Source organism: uncultured Microbacterium sp. (assembly GCF_963521695.1).
In the GTDB taxonomy this organism is placed as follows: Bacteria; Actinomycetota; Actinomycetes; order Actinomycetales; family Microbacteriaceae; genus Microbacterium.
On the sequence record NZ_CAUQWC010000034.1, the window covers coordinates 1 to 19,925 of the forward strand.

At 69.6% G+C, this 19,925-nt stretch carries 19 protein-coding genes and 1 pseudogene; 7 read left to right on the forward strand and 13 right to left on the reverse strand.

The genetic code is table 11. The annotated features are described in order from the left end of the window. From RWP81_RS04270 to RWP81_RS04285, 4 genes are all read right to left on the reverse strand, one after another. Nucleotides 1–2,588: error-prone DNA polymerase (locus RWP81_RS04270; RefSeq protein WP_314452583.1), on the reverse strand; the 2,588-nt coding region annotated here is incomplete at its 3' end. Nucleotides 2,589–2,603: 15 nt separating this feature from the next. Next, on the reverse strand, nt 2,604–4,148 hold the full coding sequence (locus tag RWP81_RS04275) for a DNA polymerase Y family protein (protein WP_314452585.1): 1,545 nt from the start codon (nt 4,146–4,148) through the stop codon (nt 2,604–2,606). Next, nucleotides 4,148–4,879, reverse strand: a complete 732-nt coding sequence (locus RWP81_RS04280; RefSeq protein ID WP_314452586.1) for a hypothetical protein — start codon at nt 4,877–4,879, stop codon at nt 4,148–4,150. Before RWP81_RS04280 ends, RWP81_RS04275 begins: the two co-directional genes overlap by 1 nt. A 189-nt stretch (nt 4,880–5,068) precedes the next feature. Next, nucleotides 5,069–5,566 carry an HNH endonuclease gene (locus tag RWP81_RS04285; protein WP_055956669.1) on the reverse strand — a complete coding sequence of 166 codons (498 nt, stop codon included), beginning with the start codon at nt 5,564–5,566 and terminating at the stop codon, nt 5,069–5,071. 171 nt (nt 5,567–5,737) lie between these two features. On the opposite strand from RWP81_RS04285, the gene RWP81_RS16295 reads away from it, so the two are divergent. Next, on the forward strand, nt 5,738–5,938 hold the full coding sequence (locus RWP81_RS16295; RefSeq protein ID WP_374108639.1) for a MerR family transcriptional regulator: 201 nt from the start codon (nt 5,738–5,740) through the stop codon (nt 5,936–5,938). On the opposite strand, the gene RWP81_RS04290 is transcribed toward RWP81_RS16295, so the two are convergent. Both RWP81_RS04290 and RWP81_RS04295 read right to left on the reverse strand, forming a co-directional pair. Then, nucleotides 5,908–6,843, reverse strand: a complete 936-nt coding sequence (locus tag RWP81_RS04290) for a M23 family metallopeptidase (protein ID WP_314452589.1) — start codon at nt 6,841–6,843, stop codon at nt 5,908–5,910. The two genes, RWP81_RS16295 and RWP81_RS04290, sit on opposite strands and share 31 nt — an antisense overlap. 234 nt (nt 6,844–7,077) lie before the next feature. Next, the gene (locus RWP81_RS04295; protein ID WP_243222487.1) at nt 7,078–7,776 is read right to left on the reverse strand and encodes a metal-dependent transcriptional regulator; all 699 of its coding nucleotides are present in this window, start codon (nt 7,774–7,776) and stop codon (nt 7,078–7,080) included. A gap of 98 nt (nt 7,777–7,874) precedes the next feature. On the opposite strand from RWP81_RS04295, the gene serC reads away from it, so the two are divergent. Continuing rightward, complete coding sequence (gene serC / locus RWP81_RS04300; protein WP_314452592.1) at nt 7,875–8,996, forward strand: phosphoserine transaminase; 1,122 nt, start codon at nt 7,875–7,877, stop codon at nt 8,994–8,996. 56 nt (nt 8,997–9,052) lie between these two features. Here the strand turns inward: serC and RWP81_RS04305 are convergent, their stop codons facing one another. Both RWP81_RS04305 and RWP81_RS04310 read right to left on the reverse strand, forming a co-directional pair. Next, complete coding sequence (locus tag RWP81_RS04305) at nt 9,053–9,631, reverse strand: DUF3027 domain-containing protein (protein WP_314452594.1); 579 nt, start codon at nt 9,629–9,631, stop codon at nt 9,053–9,055. After that, nucleotides 9,615–9,998: a cold-shock protein gene (locus RWP81_RS04310; RefSeq protein WP_055957202.1), complete on the reverse strand. Its 384-nt coding sequence runs from the start codon at nt 9,996–9,998 to the stop codon at nt 9,615–9,617. The genes RWP81_RS04305 and RWP81_RS04310 overlap by 17 nt, the downstream gene beginning before the upstream one ends. Nucleotides 9,999–10,104: 106 nt before the next feature. Between RWP81_RS04310 and RWP81_RS04315 the strand changes: the two genes are divergently transcribed. From RWP81_RS04315 to RWP81_RS04335, 5 genes are all read left to right on the forward strand, one after another. Further along, a complete protein-coding gene (locus RWP81_RS04315; RefSeq protein ID WP_314452597.1) occupies nt 10,105–10,386 on the forward strand; it encodes a multidrug ABC transporter ATPase in 282 nt (93 codons plus the stop codon). Between the two features lies 1 nt (nt 10,387). Further along, complete coding sequence (locus tag RWP81_RS04320) at nt 10,388–12,115, forward strand: helicase-associated domain-containing protein (protein WP_314452599.1); 1,728 nt, start codon at nt 10,388–10,390, stop codon at nt 12,113–12,115. 58 nt (nt 12,116–12,173) lie between these two features. Next, nucleotides 12,174–13,823: a DNA repair helicase XPB gene (locus tag RWP81_RS04325; RefSeq protein WP_055956654.1), complete on the forward strand. Its 1,650-nt coding sequence runs from the start codon at nt 12,174–12,176 to the stop codon at nt 13,821–13,823. A 69-nt stretch (nt 13,824–13,892) separates the two neighbouring features. After that, nucleotides 13,893–14,585, forward strand: a complete 693-nt coding sequence (locus RWP81_RS04330) for a response regulator transcription factor (protein WP_055956651.1) — start codon at nt 13,893–13,895, stop codon at nt 14,583–14,585. A 94-nt stretch (nt 14,586–14,679) separates the two neighbouring features. Next, a complete protein-coding gene (locus RWP81_RS04335; RefSeq protein ID WP_314452613.1) occupies nt 14,680–16,401 on the forward strand; it encodes a HAMP domain-containing sensor histidine kinase in 1,722 nt (573 codons plus the stop codon). 272 nt (nt 16,402–16,673) lie between these two features. Here RWP81_RS04335 and groL read toward each other — a convergent pair whose 3' ends face one another. From groL to RWP81_RS04360, 5 genes and pseudogenes are all read right to left on the reverse strand, one after another. Beyond that, on the reverse strand, nt 16,674–18,293 hold the full coding sequence (groL, locus tag RWP81_RS04340; protein ID WP_314452616.1) for a chaperonin GroEL: 1,620 nt from the start codon (nt 18,291–18,293) through the stop codon (nt 16,674–16,676). Between the two features lie 170 nt (nt 18,294–18,463). Next, entirely contained in the window at nt 18,464–18,664 is a 201-nt protein-coding gene (locus tag RWP81_RS04345) for a cold-shock protein (RefSeq protein ID WP_055956643.1), read from the reverse strand. A 129-nt stretch (nt 18,665–18,793) separates the two neighbouring features. Next, entirely contained in the window at nt 18,794–19,396 is a 603-nt protein-coding gene (locus RWP81_RS04350) for a LytR C-terminal domain-containing protein (protein ID WP_314452621.1), read from the reverse strand. 35 nt (nt 19,397–19,431) lie between these two features. Next, nucleotides 19,432–19,686 carry a DUF3263 domain-containing protein gene (locus tag RWP81_RS04355; RefSeq protein WP_314452624.1) on the reverse strand — a complete coding sequence of 85 codons (255 nt, stop codon included), beginning with the start codon at nt 19,684–19,686 and terminating at the stop codon, nt 19,432–19,434. A 9-nt stretch (nt 19,687–19,695) separates the two neighbouring features. After that, a pseudogene (locus RWP81_RS04360) lies at nt 19,696–19,925 on the reverse strand (DUF2332 domain-containing protein); the annotation flags it as partial.

The window sequence follows — 19,925 nt, forward strand, 5'->3', positions numbered from 1 at the left end:
TCGACCGTCTCGAGCGTCGCTTCGACGCCCGACCGCGACAGATCGGGCCGGCGCACCACCACGCCGTGGCGCCGCGCGTCGGCGGTCAGGGTCGCGGGCGAGTAGAACCCCATGGGCTGTGCGCGCAGCAGTCCCGCGAGGAACGCCGCCGGATAGTGCAGCTTGATCCACGAGCTCGCATAGACCAGCAGCGCGAACGACAGCGAGTGCGACTCGGCGAAGCCGAAGTTCGCGAAGGCCTGGATCTTGGCGTACAACTCGTCGGCGACCTGACCGACGAGGCCGTTCTCGGCCATGCCGGCGTACAGCGTCTCGCGGAGTGAGTCGATGCGCTCCAGGCCCCGCTTGGACCCCATGGCCCGGCGCAGCAGGTCGGCGTCTTCGGCGGAGCAGTTGCCGATGGCGACGGCCATCTGCATGAGCTGCTCCTGGAACACCGGCACCCCCATCGTGCGTTCCAGCACCGGCTCGAGCTTGGGGTGCACGTAGGTGATCTTCTCTTGGCCGAGCTTGCGCCGCACGAACGGGTGCACGGCTCCGCCCTGGATGGGTCCGGGACGGATCAGGGCGATCTGCACGACCAGGTCGTAGAACTTGCGCGGCTGCAGGCGGGGCAACAGCCCCATCTGCGCGCGCGACTCCACCTGGAACACCCCGATCGAGTCGGCCCGGCACAGCATGTCGTACACGGCCTTCTCTTCTTTCGGCAGGGTCGACAGCTCCCACTCCTCACCGGTGGCATCCCGGATCAGGTCGAAGCAGTACTGCAGGGCCGCGAGCATGCCGAGCCCCAGCAGGTCGAACTTCACCAGTCCCATCCACGCGGCGTCGTCTTTGTCCCACTGGATGACCGTGCGGTCTTCCATGCGCGCGTGCTCGATGGGCACGACCTCGCCCACCGGCCGATCGGTAAGCACCATGCCCCCGGAATGGATGCCGAGGTGTCGCGGCGCCTTCAGCAGCTCCGACGCGAACTCGATGACCTGATCGGGGATGTCGTGGTCGCCTCCGGTCTCGAGCGTCGCCCCCCAGCGCTCGACCTGCTTCGACCAGGCATCCTGCTGACCGGGCGAGTGTCCGAGGGCCCGGGCCATGTCGCGCACGGCGTTCTTGGGGCGGTACTGGATGACGTTGGCCACCTGCGCCGCCCGCTCGCGCCCGTACTCCCGGTAGACCCACTGGATGATCTCTTCTCGGCGGTCGGAGTCGAAATCGACGTCGATGTCGGGTTCCTCGTCGCGCAGGCTCGACAGGAACCGCTCGAACGGCAGCTTGTAGAAGATGGAGTCGACCGCGGTGATGTCGAGCAGGTAGCAGACCGCGCTGTTGGCGGCCGATCCGCGCCCCTGGCACAGGATGCCGCGACGGCGGGCCTCGGCCACGATGCCGTAGACGATGAGGAAATACCCCGGGAAGTCCTTCATCTCGATGACGCCGAGCTCGCGTTCGATGCGGCGGCGGTCGTCGTCGGAGAGATCCGGGTACTTGCGGGGCACGGCCTCCCACACCAGGTGTCGCAACCATGACATGGGCGTGTGCCCCTCGGGAACCTTCTGCTTCGGAAGCGCGGGCTTGGCGCGGCGCAGCGGAAAGGCGATCTCGTCGGCCAGCGTCACGGTGCGCGCGACCGCGCCCGGGTAGCGCGCGAACCGGGCCGACATCTCGACGCCCGAACGCAGGTGCGCGCCGGCGTGGGCGGGCAGCCACCCGTCGAGCTCGTCGAGACCCCGGTTCGCCCGCACCGCGGCCACGGCGGCGGCGAGCAGCTCTTTCTGCGGGGCGGCGTAGTGCACGTTGTTGGTGGCGAGGGTCGCCAGCCCCCGCTCGGCGGCGAGCGCCGCCAGCACGTCGTTCCGACGGGAATCAAGCGGGTCGCCCTGATCCATCAGCTCGACGTAGACGGCCTGCGCACCGAACAGGTCGACGAGGGTGTCGAGTTCACGCGCGGCCCCCGCCGGTCCCTCGGATGCCAGCGCCTGCCGGACCGCTCCCTTGCGGCATCCGGTGAGCACGGCCCAGTGCGGGTCACGGGGACCGCCCGCCCGCTCGGCGAGGTCGGTGAGGTCGTAGACGGGGCGCCCCTTCTCGGCGCCGGTGAGCTGCGCGTGGGTGATCGCCGCGGCGAGACGGTGGTACCCCTCTTCGCGCCGCGCGAGGACGAGCAGGTGCGAACCCTCGGGGTCGGCCGCGCCGTTCTGCGGACCGCTGAGTCCCAGCGACAATTCCGCCCCGAACACGGTCTTCACCGTGCGGGCCTCGGCCGCCTCGGCGAAGCGCACGATGCCGTAGAAACCGTCGTGGTCGGTGAGGGCGAGGGCGTGCAGACCCAGGCGCTCGGCCTCTTCGACGAGCTCCTCGGGCGAGGAAGCGCCGTCGAGGAACGAGTACGACGAGTGCACGTGCAGTTCGGCGTACGGGATCGTGTCGTCGGGGCGCTCGATCGACGGCGGCACATAAGCCCCGCGCTTGTGCGACCAGGCCGGACTGTCGCCGCCGTCGCCGTTGGGCGGCGTGCCGGTCGGCCGACGCGCGTCGCTGAGCAAACGCTCCAGCTCCGACCACTTCACCGGGGGGTTGGTCCATCCCATCAGCCCACCCCCGCCTCAGTCATATCGACCCTCCGCCCGCCACTCGCCCTCTTCGACCACCAGCAGCCACGCGCCGCCATCGGCGTCGATCACCTGGAATCGGTGCGCCCGGCGCGCCCGCAACGGGTCCCACCCGCGCTCGCTGATCGGCCATGGCCCCGCCCACTCGTGGATACGACGACGCTGCCCCGCCGTCTCGAGCACCGCGGGCGGGGCGCTCAGCACGTCGCGCTCCCCCACCGTCACGGGGGCGCCCGCGGTGTCCGTCACGCCGACCAAGCGTGGTTCGGGGTACACCGTGGCCGGCAGGGGGTCGGGAAGACTGCCGGGCCAGGGCCGCGCACGATCTTTCGCCGTGACGGCTCGATCGCCCCACGGCACGTTCACCTGGCGTTCGGCGAGCCATCGCCCGCCACCGACGACCGGCGTCACCACGGCACGATGACCGAGCATGGCCTGCACGCGCGACAGCGCGTGGTGCACGCGTTCGTCGGGGCCGGCGCCGAAGAGCCCTTTGGCGTGATGGGCTGCGGCATCCACCGCTTCGGGTTCGATGTGCACACCGGCCACACCACTGCCGAAGATGCCCTGCGCGTCTTCGGCGAGTTGCCACCGCACCCGGTCGACCACGGCGGCGGCGTCGAACGACCCCGGATGCAACCAGACGCGTTCACTGCGCTCGGCTCGTTCGCCGGTGAGGACGACGCGCAGTTCGGTGCACACGAGGTCGTGCGCGCCCAACCCGGCGATGAACTCCTCGGCCGCCACGCGCATGCCGAAGGCGATCTGATCGGCGAGTTCGAGCGGGGGTTCGAAGGCGATGTCGCGGTGCAGTTCGGGCGGAGGCGTCCGCGGCTGCACCGGCTGCGAGTCGAGCCCTCCCGACAGGGCATGCAGCCGCACCCCGCGGCCGCCGAAGCGCTCCCGTACCCGCTCGACCGGGAGCGCGGCCAGATCGCCGAGCGTGTGAACGCCCAGGCGCGCGAGCAGGCTCCCGAACTCGTCGTCGTCGAGCGTCGCGACGGACAGGGGTGCCAGGAACGCGCCGGCTTCTCCCGGTGGGACGATCCGCACCGGGTCGTCGACGCGCGCTGATCGCGCCGCCTGCTCGGCGGTGAAGACGCCGTCGGCGACACTCGCCCGCACGTCGCTGAAACCGACGTCGTCGAGCAGACGGATCAGCGTACGAGCCGCTTCGCGTTCGCCGCCGTAGTATCGCGCCGGTCCTCGCGCTTTCAGCGCGCACAGCCCGGGTCGCACGACCTGCACCCCGGGGGCGTACTCCTCGACACGCGCGACGACGGGGGCGAAGGCGCGCGCGTCGCGCACGGGGTCGGCGGGCACGACCTGCAGCGCCGGGCACAGGGCCTGCGCGTCGCGTCGCTTCTGGCCCCGACGCACCCCCTGCGCCCGGGCCGCCCACGAGCACGCCACGACGATGTTGTTCGCGAACACTGCGACGGCGGCATCCGGCTTCGGGGGCGAGACGGTCTCGTGAGCGAACGCCGTGATCGGCCAGTCAGGAAACCACAGCACGAGGCTGCGTGTGGGCGCCTGCATCAGCCCACCGCCCGTACGGGGTAGGCCGCCCCTGAATAGGCGTCATGATCGCGCGGCACGAGGCGTTCGGCGGGTGCACCCAGCAGTTCGATCGACCCGTCGGCGGCCGGCAGCAACATGCGCGCGCGACGGGCGTTCGGCGAACGCCGGCTGCTGACCGAGACCGTCAGTTCGCGGCCGGCGAGATACCCGTTGCCCTGACCGAGCCCCGACCACTGCGGGTCGGCCACGTCGATCACCGCTTCGGCCTGCGGCCAGGCCCCCTGCACGAGCAGCACCGACCCGCGGTCGCGCAGGCGGGCGGCCAGGCGCGTGGTCTCGGCACCCCCGCGAGCCGCCGTGGAACCCGCGGGCGGGCGCACGGCCACCACCGGCAGCACCTCGGTGATCGTGGCGGTCACCGCGAGCCACCGCGGGCCCGGATCGGGGATGAAGACGAGCCGGTCGAGATCGAGACCGTACTTCTCTGCGGCTTCGGCCCCCAACTCGGGCATGCCGATCACTCCGCACCACGCCCCGTCTTGCGAGGGGCGGGCCATGAGCGCCAGCAGCAGCGAAGACGAGCGGGCGAGGGCGTAGGCCGAGCCCGGGCGCAACCCGCCTCCGGGCAGCAGCGGCGAGAACGCGGGATGCGTCGGGAGCACAGGGGCGTCCATACGACGCCCCTGCATGCGCTCGAGGCGATCGCGCAGCGCATGGATGTCGGGTACGGCCTGTACCTGGTCTCGCATGATCGCCCTCACTCCCACAGGTTAGAACATGTGTTCTATTCCCTCAATCCCTGTGGGTCGAAGATACGATCGACCTCCGACATCGGCGGAGGAGGTCGACTGCGACGCCCCGAGACACGGCATCCATCCCCCGAAACCCCCGGGCGGGCATGACGAGGAGCCCGGCGAGCCGGGGAGGGCGGAGCAGCGTCAGGCCGCGAGTGCCAGGTACGGCTCCCACCGCGGGTCACTCTTGTCGACGCCGCGGACCGTCCATGACGAGCCGTGCGGCGGGGCGGGCACGAGCCGCAGCTCCCACCGCATCTCCTGCGGCGTGCGATCACCCTTGATGTTGTTGCATGCGAGGCAGCAGGCCACCAGGTTCTCCCACGTGTCCTTGCCGCCACGCGAGCGCGGCATCACGTGGTCGATCGTCGAGGCCGCCTTGCCGCAGTACCCGCAGCGGTGCCCGTCGCGGCGGAGGACGCCGCGACGCGTCACCGGCACGCGCCGCGCGCCCGGTACGCGCACGTAACGGGTCAGGATGATCACCGCCGGGCGATCGTACGTGCCGGCGGAGGCCCAGACGGGATCCTCCTCGACGCGTTCGACGACCACGGCCTTCTCGTTCATCACGAGCACGAGCGCCCGCTTGAACGACACGACGGCGAGGGGCTCGTAGCCCGCGTTGAGCACCAGTGTGCGCATGTACGTCTCCTCTCGAATGGCCGAGACGGCTTCTCGGATGTTCGACTCGCGACGACGGCAGGCGCGGAAAGGGTATGAAAAAAGGCGCTGTCAGGCAGACAGCGCCTTCGGACGCGCGGCGAGGCCGCGGCATCCGAACTCACGATGCCGAAGAACGAGCAGCCCGAGCGCATCCATGGTGCGGATGCGCGGACTGGTGTTCATCGGCGTTCCCTCCGGTTCTTCCGACGTCGAGGAAAGGCTAACCCACCACGACACGCCCGGGGTCGGGCGGGAGGGGAAACGGAAGACGGCGTGTCGGAGAACGATGGTCTCCGGCACGCCGTCTCGCGTAGGGAAGGTCAGCCTGCGTTCTGCTGCAGCCAGGCGTAGGGGTCGACCACCGAGTTGTTGATGTGCACCTCGAAGTGCAGGTGGTTGGCGGTCGAGCTGCCCGTCGAGCCGACGAGACCGATGAGCTGCCCCGCAGCGACGGTCTGCCCCGCCTGCACCACTCGGCTGCCGTACGTCATGTGACCGTAGGTGGTCGACACCTTCTGGCCGTTGATGACGTGCTCGAGCACGATCGCGACGCCGTACCCGCCGTAGCTCTCCTGCGAGACGCTCACGACACCCGCGGCGGCGGCGAAGATCGGCTGGCCACCGGGCGCGAGAAGATCCACGCCCTGGTGGTAACCGGAATCCCACAGACCACGGCCGAGGACGTAGCTCGTCAGAGGCCAGCGCACCTCGCCCGAGCCGGGCGCGGTCATGGTGAGGTCGACGGACGAAACGGACGTGCTGGCCGTGGATGCCGCCTGGCGTGCGCGCTCGGCGGCGGCGGCAGCAGCGGCCGCTGCGGCCTCTTCGTCCTTCTTCTTCTTGATCTCGTCCGCGGTGGTGGCGGAGTAGCTGCTGCGGTCGAGCGTCTCGGCCGTGGCGTCGGATGCGACGACCAGCGACTGGTTGTCGGCCGCCGACATCTGCTGCAGCGTCATCGTCTCGGCGGCGGGCATGGTGGCCGCGTAGGCCGGGATGGCCACCGTCGCCACGAGCCCCGCCACCATCGACAGGATGACGGCGCTGCGCAACGGCTTGCCGATACCGCGGGTCGATGACGGACGGGGAGCGGGGATGGCACGCGCGGCCGGTGCAGCCGCGGTGCGCGCGGCCGGTACGGCCGCGATGCGAGCGGAACGGTTCGTCGTTCGGGCGACGGCCGCGCGTGTGCTCTTTCGGGTGGGGCCCGTTACGGGGACCTCGGGTAGGTCCGCAGCGGGATCGTTGTGTTCAGCCAAAGTTCCTCCGGCGCCTCTGCGTCTTCGGGGACGCTGGCTCGTCAGCACTCGATCATTGGGGGCACGATGTGCGGGCTTAGCCCTCTGCAGACGACGAGCCGATGAGGCAAACCGCGAGGGGTCCGACGGCGGGCTTCCAGCCTGTGGACCCTCTGAGGCTACCTGAAGATAACGAACAAGTCACGCTTCGGTCAGGTAGCCCCGACGAACACCGGGGTGAAACCGCGCTGACGTTCAGTCGCCGGCGACCAGGAAGATGTGCGAAGCCACCTCGACGGGCAGCTCCAGCCCCTCGTCGACGCCCTCCATCTGCAGGAGCACGTAGCCCTCGTTGAAGCGGTAGTCGCCGCGCTTACCGGGCAGGACGCCGGCGGCCTTCAACTGCTGCAGCAACTCGGGGTCGACCTGCGCGGGTTCGGCGAGGCGCCGGATCGTGCCGCTGATGGGGCCGCCAGCATCCGTCAGCTTTCGCACGAGACCGACCACGCCGTCGTCGAAGGTGGCGCTGGAGGCGTCGCCGAGCTGGTCGAGACCGGGGATCGGGTTGCCGTACGGGGACTCGGTCGGGTGCCCGAGCAGTTCGACGAGACGTCGCTCGACCTGCTCGCTCATGACGTGCTCCCACCGGCACGCCTCGTCGTGCACGTAGGCCCAATCGAGCCCGATGACGTCGCTCAGGAGGCGCTCGGCGAGACGGTGCTTGCGCATGACGTCGACGGCCTTCTGGCGTCCGTCGTCGGTCAGCTCGAGTCGGCGGTCTTCGGAGACGACGACGAGACCGTCGCGCTCCATGCGGCCCACGGTCTGCGAGACGGTCGGACCCGAGTGGCCGAGGCGCTCGGAGATGCGCGCGCGCAGCGGCACGATCTTCTCCTCTTCGAGCTCGAGGATCGTGCGCAGGTACATCTCGGTGGTGTCGATCAGGTCGGTCATTTAGGTGTCCTCGATGTCGCGCGGCAAGTCCTCCCAGCCTACCGACCCCCTCCGACATGAGCGCGGGAGGGACGGGACGGGGACTCTAGAATCGGTCCATGCCGCACGTGGAACTCCCCAGCGAACTCCTGCCCGCCGACGGCCGTTTCGGATGCGGTCCCTCCAAGGTGCGCGGTGCGCAACTCGAGGCCCTCGTCACCCGCGGAGCGTCGATCCTCGGCACCTCGCACCGCCAGGCCCCCGTCAAGAACCTCGTCGCCAGCACGCGCGAGCGCCTGTCGCAGCTGCTCCGCCTGCCCGAGGGCTACGAGATCATCCTCGGCAACGGCGGGTCGACCGCCTTCTGGGATGCCGCGGCGTTCGGCCTCATCGACACCCGCAGTCAGAACCTGGTCTTCGGCGAGTTCGGCGGCAAGTTCGCCTCCGCGGCCGCCGCTCCCTGGCTGCAGGCGCCCGACGTGCGCAAGGCCGCACCGGGCACGCGCACCGTTGCCGAGGCCGTCGAGGGCGTCGACGTCTACGCCTGGCCGCACAACGAGACCTCCACCGGCGTGTCTGCTCCGATCGAGCGCGTCCAGGCGGATGCCGGTGCGCTCACCGTCATCGACGCGACCAGCGCCGCGGGCGGCATCGACTTCGACGTGACGCAGGCCGACGTGTACTACTTCGCGCCGCAGAAGAACCTCGGCTCCGACGGTGGCCTCTGGTACGCCGCCGTGTCTCCGGCCGCCATCGAGCGCATCGAGCGCATCGCGGCATCCGATCGGTACATCCCCGAATTCTTGAGCCTGAAGAACGCGCTCGACAACTCCCGCCTCCAGCAGACGCTCAACACCCCCGCGTTGGCGACCCTGCTGCTGCTCGACGAGCAGCTGGGCTGGATCCTCGACAACGGTGGCCTGTCGTGGGCCGCCGCCCGCACGGCCGAGTCGTCGTCTGCCCTGTACGAGTGGGCCGATGCGAGCGCCGTGGCGACCCCCTTCGTCGCCGATCCTTCCGACCGCTCCCCCGTCGTCGTGACCATCGACTTCGACGACAGCATCGATGCGGCCGCGATCGCCAAGAGTCTCCGCGCGAACGGCATCGTCGACACCGAGCCCTACCGCAAGCTGGGGCGCAACCAGCTGCGCGTCGCGACGTTCGTCTCGATCGAGCCGGCCGACGTCCGCCGTCTCATCGGCGCGATCGACTACACGATCGAGCACCTTCCCGGCGCCTGACGCACGAACGACGAAGGCCGTCCCGCATCGTGCGGGACGGCCGTCGTCGTTCGTGCTCAGTAGCTGCGGTCGCCCTCGTCGTCGTCCGTCTCGTCGAGGTCGTCGTCCGTGTCGTCGAGGTCGTCGTCCGTCTCGTCGGGGTGATCGGCGTCGAGTTCATCGATGTCGACGCCGTCGAGATCACCCGCGTGGAAGCGCGCCTTCGGCTCGTCTTCGTCGTCGTCCACCTCGTCGTCGTCGACGTCATCCGCGTCGTCGTCGTCATCATCGTCGAGATCGTCGTCTTCTTCGTCGACCGTGGCCGCGGCCACCTGCGCCGCCTGGTAATCGGCCAGGCGCGTCGCCCACGGCACCCAGTCGGGCGCGAGGAGGGCGCCGTCACCCGGCAGCAGCTCGACCTCGAGCACGGTGGGATCGGAATCGTCGACCACGGCGACGCTCACCGTCCAGAACCAGCCCGGGTACCCGGAGAGCCGAGTGTGGAAACGCAACGACACGGCGCCGTCGTCTTCGGCCGTGTATCCGGCCGCCGGACCGACGGTGTCGGCGGGCGTGATCTCGTGCAGGGCGGCGAGCGCCAGGTCGTGGGCGCCGGTCAGACGCTCGTCGACGAACTGCTCAGGCTTCGAAGTCATCGGCGACCTTGCGCAGGACGGCCGCGATCTTCTGCGCGTGGGGGCCGTTGGGGTACCGGCCGCGGCGCAGGTCGCCACCGATGCCGTCGAGGAGCTTGACGAGGTCTTCGACGATGATCGCCATGTCGTCGGCGGGCTTGCGGGAGCGCTTGGACAGGCTCACCGGGGCGTCGAGGACGCGCACGGACAGGGCCTGAGGGCCGCGCTTGCCATCGGCGACGCCGAACTCCAGTCGCGTCCCGGCCTTGGGCCCGGGGGTTCCGGCGGGCAGAGCCGTGGCGTGCAGGAACACGTCCTGGCCGTCATCGGTGCTGATGAAGCCGAAGCCCTTCTCGTCGTCGTAGAACCTGACCTTGCCGGTGGGCATGGACACCTCGCTGAGTGTGTGCGCGATCGCGCGGCGGAACGCAGGACCCGATCGGATCCCGGTCTTCCAGACTACGGCACCGCCGCCAGGCAGTAGGCTGAGGCCGATGAGCACCCGCACCTCCGGCGGCAGTACGCCGGGCGACGACATTCCTGTTCGCCGCATCGACCGCATCCTGGCGTTCATGTCGCTCGGGTTGCTCGTGCTGGCGCTCGTGTGCTTCTTCGCGATCATCATCGGCTCCACCGCCGGCGCCGATCTGGCCTCGGGCGTATGGCCCGTGGTGAGCCTGCTCGTCCTCGTCACGCCCCCCATCGCGTTCGGGTGCCTGCTGGCCGTACTCATCATGAGCTTCGTGCGAAGGGCCCGGGCCAACAAGGCCCGTTGACGTGGCCGAGACCTCCGCTCAACGCGCACTGGCGGTCTCGTTGGGCGCGCGCTCCGACGACGAGCTCGCGCGTCTGTTCGCCGACCGGCACGTTTCGCCGTCCGCGACTTGGCGTGACATGTTCGACGCGGCCGAGGCGCTGCTCGAGCCGGTCTCGGTCGCCCGCGCGCTGCCGGCCCTCACCCGTCGGGAGTCCGACGCGCTTTTCGACGCTCTCGCCGGCACGCCCGCGACGGGCGAGGTGCGTGACGATCTGATCTCCCGTGCGCTCGTGGGAGACGACGGCCTCCTCTTCCCGAGCGTGGTCGACGCGGTCCGCGAGGCGCTGCCCGAGGGTGTTCCCGCCGCCGTGACACCGTCGCAGACGCCGTCCGAGGCCGAGACCGCCGCGGCATCCGAGGCCGCTTTCACGTATGCCGCATCCGTGGCCGACATCCTTTTGCAGACCCTCGAGGCGCCTCTCGGACGCATCGGATCAGGGTCCCTCGGGGCGACGGAACGCCGGCGACTCGTCGACGCCGGAGCCGTCTCGACGCCCGCCGACGCCGATCTACTCGTCGGTCTCGCCGCCGACGTCGGTCTGCTGGGCGCGAACGATCGCGCGTGGCTCGTCTCGTCGGCCGGCCGGGAGTGGCTGCGCCTGCCCACCCTCGAACGCTGGCAGCACACGGCGGTGGCGCTGCGCGACGCCCTTCCCCGCGCCTACCGCTCGGCCGACGGAGGATGGATCCCCGTCGACGAGTGGGCCGGGGCAACGCCCTTCGACCCCGACGGCGCGGACCGCGCGGCCCTGTGGGCACGCCGCCTGCGGCGGTGGGGGCTCGTGGATGCCGCGGGGCGCACCGCCCCGTGGGCGGAGCCCCTCGCCCGGGGCGGCGACGTCGACACGTCGTCCCTGCGCGAACTGCTCCCGCCCGAGGTCGATCGCGTGTACCTGCAGAACGACCTGACCGCGATCGCGCCCGGGCCCCTCGCCCCGCACCTCGACGTCCGGTTGCGGTCGATGGCCGTGCGCGAGTCGCGGGCGCAGGCCTCGAGCTACCGTTTCAGTGCCGCCTCGATCGGCGCGGCGATCACGGCCGGCGAGACGGCCGACTCCCTGCGCGACTTCCTCAGCGGCATCTCGCTGACCGGACTCCCGCAGCCGCTCGCGTACGTCATCGAGCGCACGTCGGCAGAGCACGGACGGGTGCGCGTGATGAGCGACCCGGCCACCCGTCTGACGCGCGTCGTGACCGACGATGAGACGCTGTTGCGCTCGATGGAGATCGACCAGTCGTTGCGCTCGATCGCGCTGTCGCGCACCGACGACGACGAACTGGTGTCGCACGTGTCGAGCGACGTGGTGTTCTGGGCCCTCACCGACGCGCACTACCCCGCCGTCGCCGTCGACTCCGACGGACGACCGCGCGCGCTGGAGCGCGCGAGGCTGGCCCCGGGCTCGCAGCCCGCCGCCGATCCCGCCGACGTCTACACCGACCTGCTGCGGCGCCTGCGCGAGGGAGTGGGCGACTCGGATGCCGCGTGGCTCGAGCGCGAGCTCGACCAGGCCGTCCGCGCCCGCGCCGTCATCGACGTCACCGTGCGCCTCCCCGACGGCTCCGCCCGCGTGTTCCGGCTGGAAGCGACGGGGCTGGGCGGCGGACGCCTGCGGGGTCGCGACCGGGGAGCCGACGTCGAGCGCACCGTGCCGCTGTCGCACATCGACGGCGTGACCCCCGTCGGGTGACGCCGGTTCGTCGGCGTGGTCGGCCGTCCCCGCCGCGACCCCGGTAGAATCGAACGCTATGGCTGACGGCCCCCTCATCGTGCAGAGCGACCGCACCGTCCTCCTCGAGGTCGCACACCCTCAGGCGGAGACGGCGCGGCACGAGCTCGCCATCTTCGCCGAGCTCGAGCGCGCACCCGAGCACATCCACACGTACCGCATCACGCGCCTGGGGCTGTGGAACGCCCGCGCGGCAGGTCACGACGCCGACGCGATGCTCGACACCCTCGACCGGTGGTCGCGCTTCCCGGTGCCGGCCTCGGTCAGCACCGACATCCGTGAGACGGTCAACCGCTACGGCCGTCTCGTGATCGAGCGCAACGACGACAAAGAGCTCGTCCTACGCTCTACCGACGCCGCCGTCCTCAGCGAGGTGTCCCGTAACAAGCGCATCGCGCCGCTGCTCATCGGCCACCCCACCCCCGACAGCTTCCTCGTCGACGCGTGGGCTCGCGGGCACATCAAGCAAGAGCTGCTCAAGATCGGCTGGCCGGCCGAAGACCTCGCCGGCTACACGCCCGGCACGCCGCACCCCATCGATCTCGCCGAGGACGGCTGGAGCCTGCGGCCCTACCAGCGACAGGCGGTGGACTCCTTCTCCGAGGGCGGCTCCGGTGTCGTGGTACTCCCCTGCGGCGCCGGTAAGACCCTCGTGGGCGCGGGCGCGATGGCCGACACCCGCACCACCACGCTCATCCTCGTCACCAACACCGTGAGTGCGCGGCAGTGGCGCGACGAACTGCTGCGACGCACCACGCTCACCCCCGAGGAGATCGGCGAGTACTCCGGGCAGGTCAAAGAGATCAAGCCCGTCACCATCGCGACGTACCAGATCCTCACCGCCAAGCGGAAAGGTCAGTACGCCCACCTCGCGCTCCTCGACGCCCTCGACTGGGGCCTGGTGCTCTACGACGAGGTGCACCTGCTGCCCGCGCCCGTCTTCAAGCTCACCGCCGACCTACAGGCCCGCCGCCGTCTGGGACTGACCGCGACGCTGGTGCGGGAGGACGGCCGCGAGGGCGACGTCTTCAGCCTCATCGGGCCGAAGCGCTTCGACGCGCCGTGGAAGGAGATCGAGGCCCAGGGCTTCATCTCCCCGGCCGCCTGCTACGAGGTGCGCATCGACCTCCCCGCCGGCGAACGCCTCGAGTACGCGGCCGCCGCCGACGAGGACCGCTACCGTCTCGCCGCCACCGCGCCCGCGAAGATCGACGTCGCTCGCCGCCTCGTCGAACGGCATCCGGGTGAGCGCGTCCTCGTCATCGGGCAGTACCTCGACCAGATCGACGAGCTCGCCGAAGCGCTCGGCGCCCCCCAGATCACCGGGGCGACGCCGATCTCCGAGCGCGAAGAACTGTTCCAGGGTTTCCGCGACGGCAGCATCCCCCTGCTGGTGGTGTCGAAGGTCGCCAACTTCTCGGTCGACCTGCCGGAGGCCTCGGTCGCCATCCAGGTGTCGGGCTCGTTCGGATCGCGTCAAGAAGAGGCTCAACGTCTCGGTCGGCTGCTGCGACCGAAGCAGTCCAACCACACGGCGAGCTTCTACACGCTCATCGCGCGCGACACGGTCGATCAGGATTTCGCCCAGAACCGTCAGCGTTTCCTCGCCGAGCAGGGGTACGCCTACACGATCCTGGATGCCGACGGAATCGACGCCGCGGCAGCCTGATCCATAGCAGGGCGCGCCCATCGGTTCCATATCCAGCGGATTGCTGGGTCGGGTCACGATAATGAGGTCATGACAGCACCTCGCATCCTCGTCGTCGACGACGAACCGAACATCCGCGACCTGCTCATCACGAGCCTGCGCTTCGCTGGGTTCCAGGTGCGAGCCGTCGCGAACGGCGCGCAGACGATCTCGGCCGTGCTCGAGGAGGAACCCGACCTCATCGTGCTCGACGTGATGCTCCCCGATATGAACGGCTTCAGCGTCACCAAGCGTCTTCGCGGCGCGGGTTACACCGCGCCCATCCTGTTCCTGACGGCGAAAGACGAGACCGAAGACAAGATCGAGGGCCTGAACGCCGGAGGCGACGACTACGTCACCAAACCGTTCAGCCTCGATGAGATCGTCGCCCGCATCCAGGCGATCCTCCGCCGCACCATGCAGGCCGACGAGGAGTCGATCATCCGCACGGGCGAACTCACGATGGATCAGGACACCCACGACGTCAGCGTGGGCGATGTGTCTATCGACCTGAGCCCCACCGAGTTCAAGCTCCTGCGCTACCTCATGCTCAACCCCAACCGTGTGCTGTCGAAGGCGCAGATCCTCGACCACGTCTGGGAGTACGACTTCAACGGCGACGCGGGCATCGTCGAGAGCTACATCTCGTACCTCCGCCGCAAGATCGACCCGCACTCCTCCGAGCCGCTCATCCAGACCAAGCGCGGCTTCGGCTACATGCTGAAGTCGGGCAAGACCGCCTGACGAGAAGGCATCCGCCCTGTCGCATCCTGACGATTCCCTCACGCGCTGGTGGCGCGGCCTGAGCCTTCGCACCAAGGTCACCGGCGTCACGGTCATGCTCTTGGCGATCGGTTTGTTCACGGCGGGCATCGGCACCATGGTGTTCCTGCGGACGACCCTGGTGAACAACCTCGACGAGCAGCTCGCCCAGCAGGCGGCGGGCAACATCGCCGACAGCGTGTTCACCGTGACGCCCGTCGACGGGCAGATCGTGTTCTCGCAGATCGAGAACGCGCCGCAGATCGGGTCGATGGTCGTCGTCTACGGCCCCGACGGTGAGCGCAAGGCGTTCTACAACGGCACGGCATCCCAAACGCTTCCCGAGCTGCCGTCGACGTTCAGCGTCGAGCAGACGTACGGGCAACTCGATAGACGCATAGAGCTGCACGACGGCGATTCGGGTCAGCATTTCCTCGCTCGCGTCGGCGTGCTACCGGTCAACGGGAGTTCGGGCGTCTACACCCAGATGGTGATTCAGCCGCTGGCGCCGACCGATCGCATCGTCGCCGCCTACATCGGCATCTACGCCTTCGTCGCGCTGCTGATCCTCGTCGCGACCGCCCTGCTCACGCGATGGCTGGTCACGCTGGCGTTCCGAAACCTCCGCCAGGTCGAGACGACCGCCATGGACATCGCCGCCGGCGACTTCAGCCAGCGCCTCACCGACATCGTCCCCGACACCGAGGTGGGCCGGCTCAAGACCGCCATCAACGCGATGCTCGCGCGCATCGACGGCGCCCTCGGCCAACGGGATGCCACCGTCCGGCAGATGCGCCGCTTCATCGGTGACGCCAGCCACGAGTTGCGCACGCCTCTGGTGACGATGCGCGGGTACGCGGAGCTCTACCGGATGGGCGCGATCCGCTCGGACGAGGACGTCGCGCAGTCGATGGAACGCATCGAGAAGGAAGCCATCCGCATGGGTGCGCTCGTCGAGGATCTGCTGGCCCTCGCTCGTCTCGACGAGCGGCGCGACGTGACCATCACCCCGCTCGACCTGCGCCCGATCGCGCGCGACGCCGCTCTCGACCTGCGTGTCACCTCGCCCCAGCGAGAGGTGACGGTCGACGACACCACCTCACGCGACGAGATCGTGCTGCCCACCATCACCCTCGACCCGCTGCTCGATGCCGGCGGGGATCCCGCGACGGCCGCGAGCCGCCGACGCGCCGCCCCGACCACGTCGGCCATGGCCATCGCGGGTGCGACGCTGTCGCGGTTACGACGCAAGCCCAAGGATGCCGCCGAGTCGCCGTCCACGTCTGCTGAAGCCGCCCCGACCGCGGCGCCCACCGCTCCGACCGGAGTAGTACGCACGCCCCCGCGGATCGCGCCGATCGTGCTGGGAGATGAGAACAAGGTGCGCCAGGTCGTGGCCAACCTCCTCGGAAACGCCCGCCGCTTCACCGGCGACAACTCCCCCATCGGCCTTCGCGTGGGCGTCGACGTCGAGAGCGACATGGGGTGGATCGAGATCATCGACCACGGCGAGGGCGTTCCGGAGCAGATCCGCGATCAAATCTTCCAGCGCTTCTGGCGCGCCGACACCTCGCGCACCCGCGAGACGGGCGGGTCGGGCCTCGGCCTGTCGATCGTGGCATCCATCGTCGATCTGCTGCACGGAACGGTCGAGGTGCTCGACACACCGGGAGGCGGTGCGACCTTCCGCGTCTCACTCCCCCTCGCCGACCGTCGCGACGCACAGGAGCACGCGCTCATCGAGACGCAGCCCCTCGAGCGTCTCCCCGCGGGCTACCGGCCCGAGCCGACCGCCTGACCACGCGGGACCGCCGCCCGCAACTCCCCTCATGTGCGCGCGAGGCGCCGAGAGCGGAGGAGATCCGGGCGGCGGAGGATCTCCCGGCGCGGATCCTTCCTCCCGTCCCGGAATCTCCTCCGCTTACGACTCCAAAGGTGGCGCGCCCGCGACGCGTCGCCCGGCAGAGTGCGGCGTGCCGGTCGCACACGCCGAACCCGCACGAGGACCCGCCGCACACGCAGAACGCCCCCTCCCGGAGGAGGGGGCGTTCCGATGACGTCAGGCGCGGATCAGAAGTCCATGCCACCCGTGGGGTCGCCCGCGGGAGCGGAGTTCTTCTCGGGCTTGTCGGCGACGACGACCTCGGTGGTGAGGAAGAGGCCGGCGATGGATGCCGCGTTCTGCAGCGCCGAACGCGTCACCTTGGCGGGGTCGATGATGCCCTGTGCGAACAGGTCACCGTACTCGCCGGTCGCGGCGTTGAGGCCGTGGCCCACGGGGAGCTCGGCGACCTTGTTGGCCACGACGCCGGGCTCGAGACCGGCGTTGAGCGCGATCTGCTTGAGCGGAGCCTCGATGGCGACGCGAACGATGTTGGCGCCCGTCGCCTCGTCACCGACGAGGTTCAGGTTGCCGAGAGCGTTCTTGCCGGCCTGGATGAGCGCGACGCCACCACCGGCGACGACACCCTCTTCCACAGCGGCCTTGGCGTTACGCACGGCGTCTTCGATGCGGTGCTTGCGCTCCTTGAGCTCGACCTCGGTCGCGGCTCCGGCCTTGATGACGGCGACGCCACCGGCGAGCTTCGCGAGGCGCTCCTGGAGCTTCTCGCGGTCGTAGTCGCTGTCGGTGTTCTCGATCTCGCGGCGGATCTGGGTCACGCGACCCTCGATCAGCTCCGACTCACCGGCACCCTCGACGATCGTGGTCTCGTCCTTGGTGATGATGACCTTGCGGGCGCGGCCGAGCAGGTCGACGGTCGCGTTCTCGAGCTTGAGGCCCACCTCTTCGGTGATGACCTGGCCGCCGGTGAGGATCGCGATGTCCTGCAGCTGTGCCTTGCGACGGTCGCCGAAGCCGGGAGCCTTGACGGCGACCGACTTGAAGATGCCGCGGATCTTGTTGAGCACCAGCGTCGCGAGAGCCTCGCCCTCGACGTCTTCGGCGATGATGAGGAGCTCTTTGCCCTCCTGGATCACCTTATCGACGATGGGCAGAAGGTCCTTGATGTTCGAGATCTTCTGGTTGGCGATCAGGATGTAGGGGTCTTCGAAGACCGCTTCCTGACGCTCGGGGTCGGTGACGAAGTAGGGGTTGATGTACCCCTTGTCGAAACGCATGCCCTCGGTGAGCTCGAGCTCGGTGCCGAAGGTGTTCGACTCCTCGACGGTGACGACGCCTTCCTTGCCGACCTTGTCGATGGCCTCGGCGATGAGCGCGCCGATGGCGGGGTCAGCAGCCGAGATCGACGCGGTCGCAGCGATCTGCTCTTTGGACTCGACCTCTTTGGCGGAGGCGAGCAGCTCGTCGGTGACGGCCTTGACGGCCTTCTCGATGCCCTTCTTGAGCGAGATGGGGTCGGCGCCGGCGGCGACGTTGCGCAGGCCCTCGCGCACGAGCGCCTGGGCGAGAACGGTGGCGGTGGTGGTGCCGTCACCCGCGACGTCGTCGGTCTTCTTGGCGACCTCCTTGACCAGCTCAGCGCCGATCTTCTCGTACGGGTCGTCGAGCTCGATCTCTTTGGCGATCGAGACACCGTCGTTCGTGATCGTGGGGGCTCCCCACTTCTTCTCGAGCACGACGTTGCGACCGCGGGGGCCCAGGGTCACCTTGACGGCGTCGGCCAGAGTGTTGAGGCCGCGCTCGAGGCCGCGCCGTGCCTCTTCGTCGAAAGCGATGATCTTTGCCATAAGTGTGTCGTCCCTCCCGGACGGGTGACTTGCAGATTTTGGCACTCGACGAAAGCGAGTGCTAACTCATTCTGGCACTCGACCCTGGGGAGTGCAAGCCACCGGACCCCCATGAAACGACGAACGCCGCGGCATCCGGAACTCGGATGCCGCGGCGTTCGATTCAGCACTCAGGCCAGGCGCACCGACTCCGCCTGCGGTCCCTTCTGACCACTGCCGACGGTGAACTCGACGGCCTGCCCCTCTTCGAGGACACGGAAGCCCGACATCTCGATGCTCGAGTAGTGGACGAACACGTCCTGCCCGTCAGCGACGGTGATGAAGCCGAAACCCTTCTCGGCGTTGAACCATTTGACAGTGCCCTGCGTCATGCGAATCTCCTGTTGCTGAACGACGAGGTCATCGTAAGCACGGAGGAGGTCTGCGGATCAGGGTTCGGACGCATTGTTGACGCGCGTGCCGTCAAGTTGTTACTCCGCGGAAACACGCGGCCACGCGGGTCAGGATGCGGGCGACTCGGACGCCTGACCGGCGGCGCGATCGAGGCCGATCACGACGATGAGCCGCTTGACCGCACTCTCGTCGTCGGGGGTGCCGGGGTCGTCGGTCGGCTGCAGGAAGTCGCTCTGCGCGACCTCGGCACCGCCGATCGCCTGGGCAAGACCCTCGGCGGCCGCCTCGTCGCTCTCGCGAAGGTAGAAGACGGTCGTCTGGGCGAAGTCGGTGCTGTCGGAGTCGCCCGTCTCGACGCCGTCGCCGGGCCACCCGGCCGCGATGATCGTGTCGCGCAACGACCCGGCCAATCCTTCGTCGGCGGTGCCGTTGAGCACGACGACCGCATAGGACGGGTCGACCACGGCGGGCGTGGTGGTCTCGGCGGTGGGCACGGGGCTCGCGGCGTCGTCGGGGCCGAGCGAGATGCGCCCCGACACGACGAGCGTGGCGAAGATGCCCGCGATGATCAGGACGAGCGTGGCGATGGCCGCCCACAGGAAGACGATCCATCCGCGCAGCCGGGGGTTCTCGGCCCGGTGCGCGCCGATGCGGCCGGAGGGATCGGGCAGGTCGTCGAAGCGATCCCGAGGGAAGGTCGATCTGGCCATTGGACGATGCTATCGGTCGAAGCCCGGCCGCTCCGTCAGCGCGACGCCGCCCGGCCGAGCCGTGACCGGTGCCGGTCCGCGGCCTCGTCGCGACGGCGTCGGAGGCGACGAACCAGCATGGGGTCGTGGGCGAGGGCGTCGGGGGTGTCGATCAGACGACCGAGCACCTGGTAATACCGGGCGGGTGTGAGGCCGAACTCGGCGCGGATCGCCTCTTCTTTCGCCCCCGCGTGGCGCCGCCATTCACCCTCGAAGGCGAGGAAGGCGAGTTCACGGTCCGACAGGGTCACGCCTCCACGCTAACGGCGGGCCGCCTCTGATCCGGGATGCCACGCCACCCAGGCCCCGAGCGGATCCACCTCCGCGACCACGTCGCCGTCGAGCGCCAGCGAGAAGCCTCCCCGCACCGACTCGACGGGCCGCGTCCAGCCGTCGTGGAGACCCGGGGCGTCGAGGGTGACCCACCGCCCCGCCGCCCGCGCGGCCGCGATCACCGCCGCGCGACGGGCACGCGGGATGTGCGCGAGGA